Source organism: Streptomyces sp. NPDC088246 (genome assembly GCF_044741025.1).
In the GTDB taxonomy this organism is placed as follows: domain Bacteria; phylum Actinomycetota; class Actinomycetes; order Streptomycetales; family Streptomycetaceae; genus Streptomyces.
This window is the reverse complement of sequence record NZ_JBIURV010000018.1, coordinates 177,606-193,507: the sequence shown is the minus strand read 5'-3', so window position 1 is coordinate 193,507 and position 15,902 is coordinate 177,606. Positions and strand designations below refer to the sequence as shown.

The following is a 15,902-nucleotide window of genomic DNA, read 5'->3' as shown; positions in this document are numbered from 1 at the left end:
ACCGCAGCCAACTCCCCACTCAGCACGTCCTGTCAACGACACGACCCATCAAGAAGACACGCCATCGCAGACCGCACATGACCAAGCACTACTAGGACGCTGGTGATCAGCAGGGCGACGACCAGCGCGACCACTCCGTACTGAAGGAGCTGGCCGAGCGTCTTGCCGATGTCGGCACCGGCGTCCGTCTCCACGGCAGCGGCCAGGACCTGATCCAGTCAGGTACGGGGACTCCTTGCGGGGTGTGCGCAGGAAGATCCAGCGCGGGTGCCGACGTGCGAAAGCCCCGGCGGCCGGGGGCCTTTGGGTGGTGATCAGCCTGCGTGCATCTCGCCGATGGTGATGCCTTCAGCAGATGTAAGGCCCACGCCGAACGTCTCGGGCCTGATCTGGACCTGGGCGGCCTTGATCTCCGCGTGACTGTTCAAGTCCAATGCACACAGGGTGCAATGGAGTGCAGTCACCTCCAGGACGGTGCCTATACCGTCCGACACCGCAGGAGTGAATCTCACGTGAGCTGGCCCCCCGCAGGCAGGGCAGGGTGCCGAAGAAAGCCCGATCAGCAGGTCATCGCGGTTCGACACAGTGATCGTGCGAATTCCTTCAGTAGGCTCTTCGAGCACTTTCTCCATCGCACCCTCGGGAAGTCCTGCGAACCGGTCACTGAAGCGGTGCCAGGCTTGCCTGATCCGGAGTTCGACGTCCCGTTCGACCTCGTCCCGCTGCCTATCTACGGCGATGTACATCGCACTTGACCACCGGCCCCAGAAGTCGTCGTTGCCGAGACCGATGCCGTTGAGTAGGGCCGCGACATTATCGGCGAGCGCTGGAAGCAGAGCCTTCGCCTGATCGCCGATGGTCGTATGCGCAGTGCCGTTGCGGAGTTCGATCAGCAGATCGAGCTGCGTGTCAGGAGGGAGTAGCCCCATGGTGCGGAGCCGCTTAATGGCGTCCTTGGCGCCAACTGTACGGATCTTGTCCGCGCTTATCTCCAAGTGGCCGCCGAGATACAGAAGCATGTCCGGGTTTCCGTTGCGCATCTCCAGGAGATACACCGGGTTCTTCGACACCAGGACCGCCTTAGCGAGCCGCTCGACCGCGACGCCGCCGTGAAGCGCAAACTCGTCGTATTCGCCGCGCCCGTGGTCGTCCATGGCCTTGTGTCCGGCCTTCTTCGCACCCTCAAGCAAGCTCTCGAAGGAGAGTGATTCGTCCATAAGGGGACGGTAGCTGTACCTGTAGCGAAGAGGCGATCCGTTTCGACTACGCGGGCACAGTGGACACGTCCTGACGTGCCTGAAGGGTACAGGGCGGCCCCCGTTCACGCCCTCGATGACCAGGGCAGACAGACCCGAAAACACCACAGCCACAAGGGCATTGACCTCAAGCACGCCCCAGCCTGACACACAGTGACGTACGGTCACCACCGATTACGGGACAGAGCCGCACGAGACCGGCGAGAGCGCGAAAGGGCGGCGGCACTTCCTCCGTCCGCGACGACCTGAGAGCGATCACGAGTCGCGGCCCCAAGCCTCAACTCGGGCGGCTGCTCTGAGCCTCGCCGGCTCTGCCCGGATCGACTCACGAACTCACCGCCGCACGCCACCACGGGATCATCGAGGCCCTCGCCGATGCGGACCTCGAATGCTGGGCGGACAAGGCGTACCAAGGAGCCGGTGGACCTGTCCGGGTGCCCTTTCGCGGCCGTCGACCGAAGCGATGGCAGCGTCGTCACCACAGCACCCACGCCAAGATCCGCTGCCTCGGCGAGCGCGCCATGGTCACCCTCAAGGGCTGGCGCCTCCTCCGGAAGCTCCGCTGCAGCACAAACCGGATCACGGACGTGGTGAAGGCCGTCGTCGTCCTTCACCACGCCTCAACGTGAGGTTGGAAAAGGCTCAGTCTATGAGCGCTGAGGATGGCCCTTGACCCAGGGCCCCGCTCGCTTAGGCTTTCAACCATGGCCCGCAGACCGCTGCCCCAGATGCAGCAACGAGACTTGACCCATAACCTGGTTTGCGGCGGCTTTCCAGTGGGGTTCGGCGCGCCCCTGTTTAGCACGAAGGTCTCGGTGAACCATCGTGATGCCTCTGAGCGGTTGGTGCATAGGTGGCCGGTCCTTCCTGCGAGGCTGAGGACAGGAACACAGCTCACAGCGAAGGGCTTGCGTCCGGAAAACTTCTTTCAACCGGATGGTTATGTCATTGGTCCCGCCCAGCCGGTTGTCGTGACGGAAACTCGCCTGAGCACACCGAGCACGCGGGAAGATGAATGGATAGTCCATCGCGCGAATCCGGTGTACGACGCAGACCGAGCCGTTAGCATTGCCGCACTTCCGAGCGAGGATCAGATACTGAAGGACCGCCACTCGGCCATGGCATGGGCCGAGAGTGCCGTACGGGACAAGAAGTCGGTCATCTTGTCGATAGGAGTCCTCGGTGTGCCGCCTCGTAATCTGCGCGACCCTCACGCAGGTCGCGCCACGGCCTGCGAGATCGCTCTGACAAGCACGCGCGGGACAAAGTTGTGGCACCGCGTCGTCAATCCGAACTGGGGCGCCCTCCCTGATCAAGAGATAGCCGAACTCGGCCTGAGCGTCGGCATCGTCGAGGAGGCCGCCCCCTTCGCGGAGCTACGAGCGGAGCTACTGCGCAGAATCTCTGGAAGGCGTGTGATCACTTACGGTCGCAGCCTTCAGTTCGCCGCCCTCTATGGTGATCTTGAATACGCCGTGATGAAGTGCTGTCTGCCGGACGGTGCAGTCTTACTCGACCACCTCAGTATCGTTGCGGACCTGGGGCGGACCCGCTGGGACTGCGCCCAGCTGCGGTACAGCGAATTCTGCGGTGACTGGGACAGGGATGGGGCACATTACATACTGCCTCCCGATCCGGCTGAGGGGCAGCGCGCCTTGGCACGATGCCGAGCGGTAGGAGAACTGCTCCGCCGGATGGCATCGCGGCAACTCCGGTACCGAGAGCTGAACGAGCGAGCACTTCGTGCGGTGAGTGATGGCGAGAGCCATCGCGTACGAGAGATACGTGGGTTGAAGCGCTACAGGATCAGCGCAGCGAAGTCAGCCGTCCTCGACCGCAGTGGTGGCGTATGTGAGAACCCTCAATGCCGTGACCCCCGGTTCACTGACGAGCTCTCAATCGCGGGTACCTACCTACTCGAGGTCGACCACGTCGATGAACACGCTCGAGGCGGTGCTGACCTGCCCGAGGCCATGATCGCCCTGTGCCCGAACTGCCACACCCTCAAGACCCGTGGTGTTGCCCGGGAGGAACTGCGAGAAGTGCTACGGCAAGCAGCTCAAGCGAAGCACAAGCAGGCTCTCCTGGGCGCCTGATGGCGTTGGCCCGTGACCGGCACACACCCTCCTGTGAGTGGTCAGGGCTATGCCCTCCGGCTCCGCCCCTTTTGGGAGCTAATGGTCCCACGTGGGAGTCGGTTATCGACAGCAAGGGGTCCTTAGCGGTGCAGCGCGGGCCGTCGTATCACCGACCGTTGGCACCGCGCAGGCATTCACCTTTTGGAGGCAGATTCTCGGAGGCTTGCGCTTCGAAAGTGCTGGCGGTCGAGCCGACGCACGTCAGCCAGCAGGTCGAAGGCGATGCAGTGGCGGCAGTTGGCGGTCGCGGGTGACCGGCCGGATGCCCTCTATCAAGGCGGCGGCCTTGTCGGCCGACAGCCGGGTGCGGGCGCCTCCGCGCAACAGGTCCCGCAGGGCCGCGCGGAGACGTTTGGCTGTGCGGGTGCGCTCATTGGATCGTCAGGGCCAGGGAAAGAGCGGAAGCGGTTCAAAGCGGCAGCTCGGTCATGGAACCGGGTCCGGGACATCCGGGAGACCATACGCCACATCTCTCGCTCTTCTTCGATGTCCTGCGGCAGGTTGAGGCCCATGGCCTGAGCCAATGGATGGCGCCCCAGGTTGACCAGCGCGCGGACGGCTGCCGCCCATTCCTCAGTCGCTGCGACCGCGGCCCGATACCAAAGCGGGCACAGGATACCGAGGACGCCAGCGGTTCCGAGGAGGATCGGAGGATCGGCGCTGTCAACCGATGTGGCGCCCAGAGCCATGGCGACGAGGGCTGTGTGCCCGTACAGCAGGGCGATGAAGAAGTCGACGCTGGTACGCGCGATGTCGACCTGCCGACGCGCCTGCTCGGATGCCGTCGCGGTGAGCTCGTTCCACAACACCTGAGAATCCAGGCGATAGCGGTCATAGCCGTACTCCTCCAGGCGCCGAATGGCGTTGCCGAGCCTGGTAGGCGTGACCTGGTCATCCTGCACCGGATATCGGGCCAGCCGCTCACCAAGCAGCGCCTGCTGCGTCGCTGTTGCCACTTCGTCGCGTGGATCCGACATGCCCGGGGCTGCCCCGTCGGGAATCATTGACCTCTGTGCGGTGTCTGCAGCTGTGCCCGCTCGGCTGCAGCCCTACGCGCGCTGCGCGTCCGTGTCACTTCATCGGCCAGCTCCCGACGGCGCCCGCGGTGGTGGCGACTACGCCGTGCATACAGTCGCGTCGCCCAGGACCTGCACGCTGAGGCAACCTCCGAGAACCCTGAACCGGGTCGCCTGCGCCAGTTCGCCACTCAGTTCAAGGACAAGCTCCTGGAGGCCGGCACCACCATCGCGGCCACGATGGGCGTTCAGGTGGCCGAGCAAGCCCTCGCTGCGCTGGGGCAGTAGCCATTCCCGCAACGCTATGGCACCCGGGATATCAGCCACTTCCCAGGAGCCAGCTCGGGTTCGCCGGACGGGCGCGGCCGGGTGTCTGTCGGCGGGCGTGAGCAGCTGCCAGCCGTGAGGGTCGACAGCGGTGTTTCATGACGGTGGACAGGCCCTGACCTGTACCAGTGAACGCTGGCACAGAGTTCGCGGGGCAAGTCGGTGCCCCCGCTGCCGTTGAAAGCCCGATCTGTTCGGCTGCGCCTCGGTAGTGTTGCACCCCAATACCTCATTGCCGGGGGCCTGTCTCACGTATGGCGTTTGTGGCTGCCGTGTCCTGATCTGGAGGTAGCTTCAGGAGCAGCGCAGGATCAACTCCCCACGAGCCGACATGTCGAGGGGTAGCTGTTCGAGCCGTGAACAACGACCCGGCCACCTGCTACCTCACCGCTCACCGCGGGTGCCTCATAGCGTGCTCGCATTACCCATGGGATAGCAGCACCTGAGCTTTACTGTCGGCGTAGACCTCAGTTCTGACCACACAAATCGGTGGTCGAACTGAGTGGACGTCACCCATGTTCGATCCCTGGATCACGAGGGACTCGAACGGGTGGACTCCATCATTCTCTGGCTGCTGGCCGCCTCCGGCGTGCTGAGCATCTTCCTATTCGTCGCCCGGGGACTGCTCGACCAGCTGCCCGAAATCATCATCGCCTGGCGCAAGGTCCAGCGGCTGTACCAGAGTGCTGACCGGAACGTCGACGACTCGACGGGCACTGACGTATGAGATGGCCTGGGAGCGATCTACGGGCTGGGCCCGCATCTCCACCGGGAGGCGTGACCTGACGATCAGGGAACGACGACAGCGCATCGAGCAGCGAACCACAGACACCGTGGGACGAGGTCAGGCCGCGGCTATGGCTGGGCGGGCACTTCTGGGTGAATTCGCCCTGATCATCAGCCTGTTCACCCGACCAGGCCACGGACCGACCCCGGAGTCGATCACCTGATCGGTGAGATCCCCGACGGTCCACTCACGGCTGAGCAACTCCGCCGCATCACCACACCAAGCCGTCAGACCAGTTCACTCCCCCAGGCGCCAGTAGTCCAAAGCCCCCGGCCGAAGGCGCTGATATGGAACTGACCCTGGGTGCGCCGCGTGAGCCCGTGCGCGCGGTATGACCGCAGTGAGTTTCAAGACTTCGCCCGTGCCGCCCGCATCGTGGCTAACGCATCCTCGTCTGCTTCCGCCACGCTGCCCTGGCGGTAGGTTCCAGGATCTCCCTACGCGCTGCTGGCGTCTCATCGAAACGGACCGCCTCAACAGCAGGGCGAGCGGGAACAAATGTCCGACCTCATCGATCTGCATCGAACTGCCCGCACGGCCGCTCTTCTTCGCCCAGCATTGATCCATGGACATGGTCGACCTGGGTGCGATCGCAGCCCTTCTCTCCGTTCCCACTGCCGTAGTCGCAGCATGGTGGACCAAGCGCAGCGCAGAAGGCGCAACGTCTGCCGCGCTCCTCGCCGGGCGTATCCAGGCCGACACGGCCATCTCGGCGGTACAGACCCAGAGCCTCCTCCATAGGGATCAGCAACGGCACATTGCACTCGGCAGCGCGTGCATGGAGTTCCTGAGCGTCTCCGACGCCCTGGTGAGTACGGTGAAGCGACTCCCGAGCCTCGATCACGATGAACGCCAGGCGCTCGTGGCCAAGCACGCTATCCCGATAGAAACCCGTTACGCCTCACTGGAACTCCTCGCCCCTCCTGATGTCCTTACAGCCGCAAAGTGCCTTCTCTCGCAATGCCGCCTCTTGGAACGCTGCGCGCTCGATCGCGCGGTACTGCGCGCGACGATCAGTGCCCTGGAAGCAGGCTGGTGTCCCGGCGACCCAGAAGATTGCACCGACGATCGTCATAGCGCGGCTTACGTAGCCTGGGAATTCCTCGTCGAGTGGGCGCGCAAGGACGAGGAGGGAAGAAGGCATGACCGGGATCTTCTGGACTACTGCCTCCGCGACAGCGCCACCCTCACCGAAATGCAGGTAGCTCAGGCCCTCTCCCTAGTCGACCGTTGCCCGGCCATGTGGGACCAACTGATCGGTGGATGGGTCCGGGACCCGCTCATCGAACGCCTCGAATCCCACCGTAAGGATTTCGTCACTGTCGCCCGCGCAGCCAGCCTCGCAGCACCGCCGGGCCCCCTGCCCAGCGACCTTGAAGGGTCGAGTTCGCCGCCTCACCGCAACTGCGCAGCGTGACGGAGTGACAGCATGTCATCGCAACTCACACACGGGAAACCCCCGCTGGCACCAGCCGGCGGGGGCGTTTCTCTCACACGCGTCTCACCAACTGCGTAGACGCACCTGGAGCACAGTGAGCTGACCTGGCCTTATGCGCCTCACATGGACCACCCTGGACCGCACAAGACGTGATCTACAACCTGTGCCAGGTGGGACCGTCACGGCCCAGGTCGGGCAGCCGTCTCGCTATCAGTGGCCGGACGCGGTGCCTTCGAAGGGACGGATACGCACAGGGCGGAGATTTTGGAGCCGAGATCACCCCTGGGATTCCGGCTGAGCGCCCGCTACAGTCACTCAGCGTGCCTGCGACAGCGCCAAGTTTCGTCTCCCGCCGTCCGTCACGGCGGCCCTCCTTGGGGAGAATCTGGGGAGGATCAGCGCTGCTGGAGAGCGTCTGGGGAGAATCGACTACATAAGACGGCACACCCCTGAAAGACCCTGAAAGATTCATCTGCGCTGGTCAGAGGCGTCTGAAGCTGCATCGCTCCAGGTCAGCGCGACGTGGTAGACAACTTCCATTGTGTAGTTGTCCTGTCGAGTAGGACGCGGGTGGGTAGTTGCCAGTAGACGGCGGATCTCGGCCGGGGTGAGGTCCACGAGGTCGGGCGTGTCGTGATCAGCTCCCCGTTGCTGTTCCTGGGCGGCTGTGACGGCCAAGAACGCGTGGGCGAGCATGGCAAGGGTGATATGCCGGTGCCAGCCGACGTAGCGGCGGACTTCGTACTGGTCCAGGCCGCATTCGTTCTTCGCGCTCTGGTAGCACTCCTCGATCTTCCAGCGGCATCCGGCGATCCGCACGAGATCGGCGACGGAGGCGCCCGGGGGGCGGAAGCGAGGAAGTAGGCGAGCTCGTCGGGCTTGGTGATGCTGCGGCGGGCAAGCATCCAGCGTTGCCGGGTCGGCTCGTCGCCGTCGAACTCCCAGACCGCCGGCAGGCGGGCGGCAGCCCAGTCGTAAAGCCGCAGTCCTTTGGCGCCGTCGCCGCAGGAGAGCCGCTGCCATGCCTCGTCCGGGGCCTGGCCGATGATGTGCTCGATGCGGGGGCCATGGACCTGCTGGGACTTCGGCACGGCCACGACGTAGGACAGGCCGGCGTCTTCAAGGAAACGTCGGAATCGAGAGTCCTGCCCGTAAGCGGCATCCGCCGAGACCCAGGCGACGGGCAGTGGCGAGGCAAAGGCCCGCAGGACCATGGTGCGGGCCACGCCTATGGGGTGCCGGGGCAAGGGCGGGAGTGGTCCGGGCGGCAGTTTTACGGCCGGATGTGCTGTCCTTCCCCGGGGGGATCGACAAGATCGCCAGCGTGTGTATCCGCGCGGGCTGGTCGGTATCTCCGTCGCGCAAGACCGCCGAACCGGCCAGACCTGCACGCAGCAAGCAGTGAACCTGCAGGTCAGAGTGCCTCTGTGTGCACGTGCGTGAAATCCGCTGTTGCGCTTTGTGTCGCTCTCCTTACCATCGGTCTCCAGTCTGCCGAGGAGGCCGGGTTGGACCTGCGTCGGGTACGCAATGTGTTCCGAGGCGAGTTGCGCCGCGTCGAGCAGTGTCATGACGGCGTTGGTCACGTCGATGTCTTCCGCCCTTTCGAGCGGGGCGCGGGCGGCCTCCAGGTGGATTTCATCGACCTGGCTGTCGTCCCGCCGGGCTCCTCCATCGGTCTGCACCGCCACGGGGACGACGAGGAGTGGTACGTCCTCCTGGAGGGTTCGGCCACCATGCTGCTGGACGGCGAGGAGTTTCCCGTCTCGGCGGGAGACATCATCATCAACCGTCCTTTCGGAGAGCACGGACTGCGCAACGACTCCTCCCAAGACGTGCGCCTCTTTGTCTTCCAGGCGAGCAGTTGAAGGCTTCCCTTACCGTGCCTGCTCTCTACCTGGTCGCGGACATGGGCGGTACGAACCTGCGCGCCGGCTGGGCCGAAGCGGCTTCCCCCGCGGTGCTCGGTGTGCGGCGCGAAGCGGTCGACGGCATCGCCCGGTTTCCGAAGGTGCCGGTCGGGGAACTCCAGGCCCGCGTCGTGGACCAGCTGGTGCGTGTTCTGCGTGAGCGGTCGGAGGCCGCGCCCCGGCCTCCTGTGGCCCTGGCGGTCGCGTTCGCCGGCCCGGTCGGCCCGGCCGGGGTGGTCACCGACGCGCCGACGGTCTGGGGGCGGCGCGGCCCGCCGCTGCCGCTCGCGGAGATCCTTGGCAGAGAAGTCGGTGTTCCCGCCCGGGTGCTGAACGATGTCACCGCGGCCGGCTGGCGCTACGTGGCTCCGGAGCCCGTGGGCGAGGACTTCTTCTGCATGGTGACGGTGAGTTCGGGGGTGGGGAACAAGCTGTTCCGGCGGGGCGAGGTGCTGGTTCCCCAGGACGGGAGGGGGGGTGAGATCGGGCATCTGCGGGTGGACTTCGCGCCCGACGCCCCACGCTGTGACTGTGGAGAACGCGGGCACCTCGGAGCGCTGGCCTCCGGACGCGGTGCCCTGAACGCCGCGAGGGCGCTGGCCTGTCTGCGCCCCCGCTTCTTCGCCCGGTCCATGCTGTCCACCGCCTGCGGAGGTGAACCCGCCGTACTGACGGCTCACCAGGTGGCGACCGGCATACGGGACAGGGACGCCTTCGCACTCGAAGCCGTAACGCCGGGAGTACGACACCTGGGGCGGACGCTGGCCGTCCTGCACGGAGCTGTGGGGGTGCGGCGGTTCATCGTCATGGGAGGGTTCGCTCGCGCGGCCGGGCCGGCATACCTGCGTCTGCTCGGCGAGGAGATGAACGAGGCCGGAGGGCTCGGTGCCGCTCCCGGCGACGTCGCGGCCATGCTCCGAGCAGCAGAAGCGGACGACGATGACGGACTGATCGGCTGCGCCCGCTACCTGCACCAGCATCAGCACCTCGGCCGGGCGGTCACCGCTGCGTCCTGACGCACTTCTCTCACCATCGCCGGTTCGTGAAGCCCGTACGCCGAGACGAGGACGCCCATGCCCGTTCCTGCCGATCCGAACGCTGCCGCCTACCACGAACTGGGCCCTGACCTGCTGGTCAGGGGTGAAGGGATTCGCGTCTGGGACGACGAGGGACGTGAGTTCCTGGACTGTGTCTCGGGTACGTTCAACCTCATTCTGGGTCACAACCACCCGGCCGTCGTCGCGGCCGTCAAAGAGCAGTCCGAGCATCTCATCTTTGCCAGCTCCGCGTTCCAGACCGCCCCGACCAACCAGGTAATGACACTCCTGGCAGAGCTCACGCCTCCCAACCTCACCCGGGTCAACCTCCGCAGCTGCAGTGGGTCGACGGCGAACGAAGGCGCGATCAAGATTGCCCAGCTACACACGGGCCACCGCGATGTCGTCGTGCCCTTCCGCGGGCAGGTCGGCCAGTCCCTCGCGGCGACGGCGTACAACGGCCTCGCACGGATGCGTGCCCCGTTCCCCCAGCACCATCCCGGCGCCGTGCACGTCCCCGACCCCTACTGCCGGCGCTGCTTCTACCGGCAGCACCCCGACAGCTGCGGCCTGTGGTGTGTGGAGCGCATCGATGACTTCCTGACCTACGCGGGATCGGGGAGCACCGCATGCCTGATCATCGAGCCGATCAGCGGTGTCGGCGGGAACGTGGTCCCCCCGCCCGGGTACCTCCAGCGGCTGAGGGAGTTCTGCACCGAACGCGGGATCGTGCTGATCTTCGACGAGATGCAGACCGCTTTCGGGCGCACCGGGGAGCTGTTCGCCGCCGACCACTTCGGCGTCCAGCCGGACATCATGACGGTGTCGAAAGGGCTGACCGGCTCGGGACTTCCGCTGGCCGCCGTCATCACCGAAGAACGATTCGTCGGCATGGACCGCTCCCTGCACGGGTTCACCTACGGCGGCCACACCCTGGCCGCGGCCGCCGCGGCGGTCACTCTGGAGATCGTGCGCCAGCCGCCCTTCCTCGCCCAGGTGCGCACCGTCGGCGCCGTGCTCCTGGACCGGCTCCTCAAGCTCAAGGACGAGCACCCTTGCGTCTTCGATGTCCGCGGGGTCGGACTCATGCTCGGCGTCGAGGTGGCCGAACCGGACGGAACACGCTCCTCACCCCTTGCGCACGCTCTGCACCGGGCCCTGTCCGACCGCTTCGTCATCACCCGCGTCTCGGAGCACGGGCAAGGCAACGTCATCGAGATGCGGCCGCCGCTGATCCTCACCGAGCAGGACGCCCACCTCATCGCCGACCGGTTCGGCGAGGCCCTGGAAACCCTGCCGCGCACGGTGCGCTGAAGCCTGCCCGCGCCCCACCGCCGCTCTCTTCCCCCTGCTCCCCGCCGACGCCGCCACGAGAGGGACCCATGAGCCTGCCCCACGGCACCCACGTGATCCACGACGCCATCACGCTGCCGGCACCCCACGACACTGTCCGCGCCCGGGCAGTGCACCGGGCCGAGTACCCGGTCGTGCTCGCGGACAGCGTGGAGGAAGCGGTCAAACACCTGCGGACCGTCGTCCCGGACCAGCGGATCGCCCTGGTCACCGACGACACCGTCGCTGCCCTGCACGGCCGGGAGCTGCGCCACGAACTTCACCGGCAGGGGGTGGTGAACACGATGACCACCATCACGCCCGGCGAGGAGAGCAAGAACCTTCGCACAGCCGAGCGCCTGCTCGACTGGCTGGCGGACAGCCGGATGCGCCGACGGGACGTACTGGTCGCGTTCGGCGGCGGGGTCGTCATCGACACCGCCGGCTGGGTCGCCAGCGCCTACATGCGCGGCATGCCCTATGTGAACCTGCCGACCACCCTGCTGGCCGGTGTCGACGCGGCCCTGGGCGGGAAGGTGGCCGTCGACCACCCGCGGGCCAAGAACCTGATCGGAGCCTTCCACCAGCCCACCGCGGTCATCGCCGCCACCCCGTGGCTGGCCACACTGCCCGCTCGGCACGTGCGGGCAGGACTCGCCGAAGCCGTGAAGAAGGGCGTCATCGCCTCCCCGGCCCTCTTCGAGCTGATAGAACGAGACCTTCCCGAAATCCTGGCGCTGGAGCTCCCGATACTGCACCGCCTCATCCACGGCGCCGCCACGGTCAAGTGCGCGCTCATCGACCGCGATCCCTACGAAGAGGACCTGCGCCGCCCCCTGAACTTCGGGCACACCATCGGCCACGCCGTCGAAACGGTCACCGGGTACGGTCCCGTACTCCACGGAGAAGCAGTCGCGTTCGGCATGGCCTGCGCCGCCCGCATCTCCCACAGCCGCAGCTGGATGACCGACACCGCACACACACGCCTGCTCACCGTCCTCCAACGGGCCGGCCTCCCCTGCGACAGAGCACACCTCCCCGCCCCCGTCCACCCCGAGTCCGTGATCGCCGCGCTCGACAAGATCCGCCTCATCCGCGACGGCCAGCTGCGTTTCGTCCTCCCCATCGACATCGGCACCACCGCCGTCACCGACGACGTGACCGACGACGAGATACGACAGGCCATCAGCCGGCCACCCCACCCGCCTACCACACGGAATACCGAGAGAGCCGACACGGCAGCCCCCTGACCGGACCTCTCCACCACGCCCCGGGCGCGTCCCCTGGCCTCCCAGCCCTCTTTCCCTCCCTCCGCAGGAGCTCCCATGGTGGAAGAAGCCATCGGTATCGACGTCGGCGGCACCAAGACCCTCGCCCTGCGTATCCAGCCCGACGGGAACGCCACCGCACGCGCCTGTGTACCGACCCCACGCACCGGGCCCCGCGACCTCCTCCAGCTGCTGTTCAGCCTCACCGACCGCCTGCGCACACCCGCCACCTCCACCATCGGAGTGGCCCTGCCCGGACTGGTCGACACGACCACCGGCGCACTGCGGCACGCACCCGGCTTCGACTGCGACGACCTGACCGTTCGCAGCCAGATGGAACAGGCCACACAACTTCCGGTAGTCACCGACAACGACGCCCGCGCCGCCGCCTGGGCCGAACACCGCGTCGGCTCCGGCCGCGACTACAACAACCTCATCGTGATCACAGCGGGAACCGGATGGGGATGCGGCGTCATCACCGACGGGAAACTCCTGAAGGGATCACACGGGTTCGCCTGCGAGGTAGGGCATCTGTTCGTCGACTCGGAAGGCCCCCTCTGCTACTGCGGCCGCACCGGCTGCGCCGAGGTGAGCGCCAGCGGAACAGCCATCAGCCACCACGGCCGGGCCGCGGGCTTCGCGGACGGCGAGACGGTGACCCGGGCGGCCCGAGAAGGCGACCCCGACGCCCAACGCATCCTCCACACCGTCGGCACAGCACTGGGACGAGGCGCCGCCACACTGGCCGATCTCCTGGACCCGGCCCTCGTCATCGTGGGCGGCGGTGCCGCCGACGCCGAAGAACTGCTCCTCGCACCCGCACGTACCGCGATGCGGGACAGCCTGACCGCGTCACGACGCCGGCCAGACATCCCACCCATGGTCACAGCGGCGCTAGGCAACGACGCAGGCGCAATCGGTATCGCCCTCCAAGCCCTCGGCGGGAAACCCACGCCATCTCAGCGCCAAGGCTGAGCTACATCACTGGAACAAGTTCTAGGTCTGCGTGCGAGTGCACATCCAAACGCCACCCAACAGCTCTACCCGAGGTGAGCGCACAGTTGGCCTAACTGGCCAACTACGGCGCTAAGTCACACCTTCGGTGGGTGCGCGGTGCGGCCGCCATTTCCGTGTCGGGCTCCGCGGGCCCTGGGAAATGCGGGCCACCCGCACACCACGCACCTCTCGCGCCTGACAGAAAGCGGGAACTTCGCCGCCACAGCGGCGGACGCCTCTGGGCGGGCGGTTTCCCGGTGTCAGGCCGGTCGGGGACGGCCGAGGGCGTGCCGCTGGTCATCCTGAGCGGCGCCGCGGATGGGCGAGCGGGCGGCTGAGGGCGTAGGAGTGGAAGAGTGCACCTCTCGCCGCCGGTCGAGCCGATGCTGGCCCGCTCCGTCACCACGATGCCGTCCCCCACGGCTCGAACGCTGCTGTTCGAGCAGAAGGCGGACGGTTTCCGTTCCCTCGTGTTCACCGGGCAGGAGCCATACATCCAGTCCAGGCGCGGCGCGGATCTGGGCGGGACCTTCCCCGAGCTCGCACGCGCCGCGTCCGAGCTCGGGGTCGAAGCAGTTCTCGACGGCGAGCTCGTGGTGTGGGAAGCGCACGGGCTCGACTTTCCCGCGTTGCAGGAGCGGGCCCGGCGCCGGGGAGCCACCGCACAGCGCGCGGTGCGGGAGCGGCCGGCCCACCTGTTCCTGGTCAGGCCCGGCATCTGCTCGACGAAAGTTCGCCGTCCGCATGCGGCATCTGAACAGAAGAACCTGCGGACGCGCAGGCACAGAACGACCCGCCGTCCCGCGCTGGGCACATCGGCGGGAAACCGCAGGTAGGAGCTGTGTATTCGGCTCGAAGAGCACCCACAGCTCGGACATACCGCCTCGGCCGTCGTGCTGCGGGCCTCGACGCGTACCACCTCGTCGCACACGTCCACCGACAGCACCGACACGTCCGCAACCGACGGGAACAACAGAGCTTCCAGCCGGAGCAATCCCTCTTCCACGACCTCGAACTGTCGGCCACCCCAGGATCGGCCCTGATCGTTTTCAGGCAACTTTCCAGAAGCTGCCGCAGACGTCAGCCGTCACTCAACGTATGCGCTTCACGGAAACTGAGCCAGAACCTGAGAGCTGACACCACTTGTCGGTCAAGGCGACAGCACCTGATGTTGCCGGAGAGTGATATTGCCGAGTTCTGACACCGCTTGGGTCCTTGCGGCGGAAGCATCGAGGCGCTTCCGCCGCAAGGACCGGACTTCAGACGGCGGGCAGGATCTTCCAGAAGGTGACGTTGGAGTTGGAGCGGTTGGAGTAGGAGTTGGTGTCGACGTCGTTGCGGGCGCCGGTGAGGGTGCTGGCCTGGTTTGTCTCCAGGAAGCCGCCGAGGTCCTTGTAGGTGCTCCACAGCTGGACGGTGTCGTTGAAGCGGACGAGGCCGTCCTGGGGTGCGGAGGTGATGTCGAAGATCTGCCAGCGGCTGCTGTTGCCGTCGCGGTCCTTGCCCCAGGCCGTGGTGACCTCGTACAGGCCGCCGCCCGTCTTCTGGACGCTGGTGGCATCTCCGTTGCCGGCGTCGAGGTAGCCGCCGTTGCCGGTGTAGAGGTTGCGCAGGTAGATGATCTCGCCGCTTTTGACCGGCGCTCCGATGGCCGCGCAGGACCCGGAGACGATCTCCCAGGTGCTGCTGGCCGGCTCACGGTTGGCGACCACCGCGGTGGACACTTGGTACTTCGCCCCCGGGGCGCTGGAGCCGCCGTTGACGTCGAGGTACCCTCCGTCGCCCGAGTAGAGGTTTTGAAGTTGGAGCCGGTCCCCGTAGTGCAGTTCGTTCGCCATCGCTGACTCCCCTTCCACGAACTTCCAGCCGGGAGCGCGCCATTGGGCGCTCATGCAAGCTGATCCCGGCATGGACCATGCTTCCGGCAATCGCCACCGACACGCCCGGACGAACCGGATGATCACACCTTCGCGGGAAGAACATTGACAACTGCCCATATTCCGGCACACTGTGCCGACGGAAGAAGCGCCGGTCACGTGGTGGCGTCCGTTCTCATCAACAATTTGCGGATCAGCGATCGACAAGCGCTGCCCAACTCATCGACAAGCGGTGTCAGTTTTCAACCTACAAAGCCAGGCTGCTCGCCCTTCGGGCGAATACTGCAACTCTCGAATACCGACACTCCACCAGTGGACCCGCATGACGGCGGAAGGTCTCATCGGTGATTTTGTCGGGGTGAACGGGGGTCTGGCCCAGGTTGTGTGGCGTGGTTACGTAGCGTCATGCGAGAAGGACTCGCTTGCGTAGGAGTCGGAAGCCGGCGCGTCCGAACATTTGCCGTTTCAGCATCTTTACAGTTACGTGGAATCTGGCCGGGGGTGATCATGTCCCCTCGGT

Annotated in this window: 12 protein-coding genes and 3 pseudogenes; 10 read left to right on the top strand and 5 right to left on the bottom strand. The window is 66.1% G+C overall.

From position 1 onward, the window contains the following. Positions 1 to 314: 314 nt before the first annotated feature. Positions 315 to 1,217 (bottom strand): hypothetical protein, encoded by a 903-nt coding sequence (locus ACIPEK_RS24955; protein ID WP_401999915.1) that lies wholly within the window; start codon positions 1,215 to 1,217, stop codon positions 315 to 317. Positions 1,218 to 1,540: 323 nt separating this feature from the next. On the opposite strand from ACIPEK_RS24955, the pseudogene ACIPEK_RS24950 reads away from it, so the two are divergent. Both ACIPEK_RS24950 and ACIPEK_RS24945 read left to right on the top strand, forming a co-directional pair. Next, positions 1,541 to 1,885: pseudogene (locus ACIPEK_RS24950) on the top strand (transposase family protein); the annotation flags it as partial. A gap of 75 nt (positions 1,886 to 1,960) precedes the next feature. Continuing rightward, positions 1,961 to 3,352 (top strand): HNH endonuclease, encoded by a 1,392-nt coding sequence (locus ACIPEK_RS24945; protein WP_401999912.1) that lies wholly within the window; start codon positions 1,961 to 1,963, stop codon positions 3,350 to 3,352. Positions 3,353 to 3,666: 314 nt separating this feature from the next. Here the strand turns inward: ACIPEK_RS24945 and ACIPEK_RS24940 are convergent, their stop codons facing one another. Continuing rightward, positions 3,667 to 4,371 (bottom strand): hypothetical protein, encoded by a 705-nt coding sequence (locus ACIPEK_RS24940; protein WP_329834273.1) that lies wholly within the window; start codon positions 4,369 to 4,371, stop codon positions 3,667 to 3,669. A 916-nt stretch (positions 4,372 to 5,287) separates the two neighbouring features. Here ACIPEK_RS24940 and ACIPEK_RS24935 point away from each other — a divergent pair. Further along, positions 5,288 to 5,464, top strand: coding sequence for a hypothetical protein (locus tag ACIPEK_RS24935; RefSeq protein WP_329834271.1), 177 nt, complete (start codon positions 5,288 to 5,290; stop codon positions 5,462 to 5,464). 625 nt (positions 5,465 to 6,089) lie between these two features. Continuing rightward, positions 6,090 to 6,941: a hypothetical protein gene (locus ACIPEK_RS24930; protein ID WP_401999908.1), complete on the top strand. Its 852-nt coding sequence runs from the start codon at positions 6,090 to 6,092 to the stop codon at positions 6,939 to 6,941. 690 nt (positions 6,942 to 7,631) lie between these two features. Here the strand turns inward: ACIPEK_RS24930 and ACIPEK_RS24925 are convergent. Further along, positions 7,632 to 8,188, bottom strand: a pseudogene (locus ACIPEK_RS24925) (IS701 family transposase); the annotation flags it as partial. Between the two features lie 282 nt (positions 8,189 to 8,470). Between ACIPEK_RS24925 and ACIPEK_RS24920 the strand changes: the two are divergent. From ACIPEK_RS24920 to ACIPEK_RS24895, 6 genes are all read left to right on the top strand, one after another. Next, on the top strand, positions 8,471 to 8,830 hold the full coding sequence (locus ACIPEK_RS24920) for a cupin domain-containing protein (protein ID WP_401999905.1): 360 nt from the start codon (positions 8,471 to 8,473) through the stop codon (positions 8,828 to 8,830). A gap of 14 nt (positions 8,831 to 8,844) precedes the next feature. Next, a complete protein-coding gene (locus ACIPEK_RS24915) occupies positions 8,845 to 9,888 on the top strand; it encodes an ROK family protein (RefSeq protein ID WP_401999902.1) in 1,044 nt (347 codons plus the stop codon). Between the two features lie 57 nt (positions 9,889 to 9,945). Continuing rightward, positions 9,946 to 11,223, top strand: a complete 1,278-nt coding sequence (locus tag ACIPEK_RS24910; RefSeq protein WP_401999899.1) for an aspartate aminotransferase family protein — start codon at positions 9,946 to 9,948, stop codon at positions 11,221 to 11,223. A 68-nt stretch (positions 11,224 to 11,291) separates the two neighbouring features. Continuing rightward, a complete protein-coding gene (gene aroB / locus ACIPEK_RS24905; protein ID WP_401999896.1) occupies positions 11,292 to 12,491 on the top strand; it encodes a 3-dehydroquinate synthase in 1,200 nt (399 codons plus the stop codon). A gap of 75 nt (positions 12,492 to 12,566) precedes the next feature. Then, the gene (locus ACIPEK_RS24900) at positions 12,567 to 13,484 is read left to right on the top strand and encodes an ROK family protein (RefSeq protein ID WP_401999893.1); all 918 of its coding nucleotides are present in this window, start codon (positions 12,567 to 12,569) and stop codon (positions 13,482 to 13,484) included. 404 nt (positions 13,485 to 13,888) lie between these two features. Continuing rightward, complete coding sequence (locus tag ACIPEK_RS24895) at positions 13,889 to 14,341, top strand: hypothetical protein (RefSeq protein WP_401999942.1); 453 nt, start codon at positions 13,889 to 13,891, stop codon at positions 14,339 to 14,341. Here ACIPEK_RS24895 and ACIPEK_RS24890 read toward each other — a convergent pair. Both ACIPEK_RS24890 and ACIPEK_RS24885 read right to left on the bottom strand, forming a co-directional pair. Then, positions 14,317 to 14,424 (bottom strand): annotated as a pseudogene (locus ACIPEK_RS24890) (hypothetical protein); the annotation flags it as partial. The gene ACIPEK_RS24895 and the pseudogene ACIPEK_RS24890 overlap by 25 nt on opposite strands. Positions 14,425 to 14,764: 340 nt before the next feature. Further along, a complete protein-coding gene (locus ACIPEK_RS24885) occupies positions 14,765 to 15,343 on the bottom strand; it encodes a hypothetical protein (RefSeq protein WP_266737560.1) in 579 nt (192 codons plus the stop codon). Positions 15,344 to 15,902 lie beyond the last annotated feature (559 nt).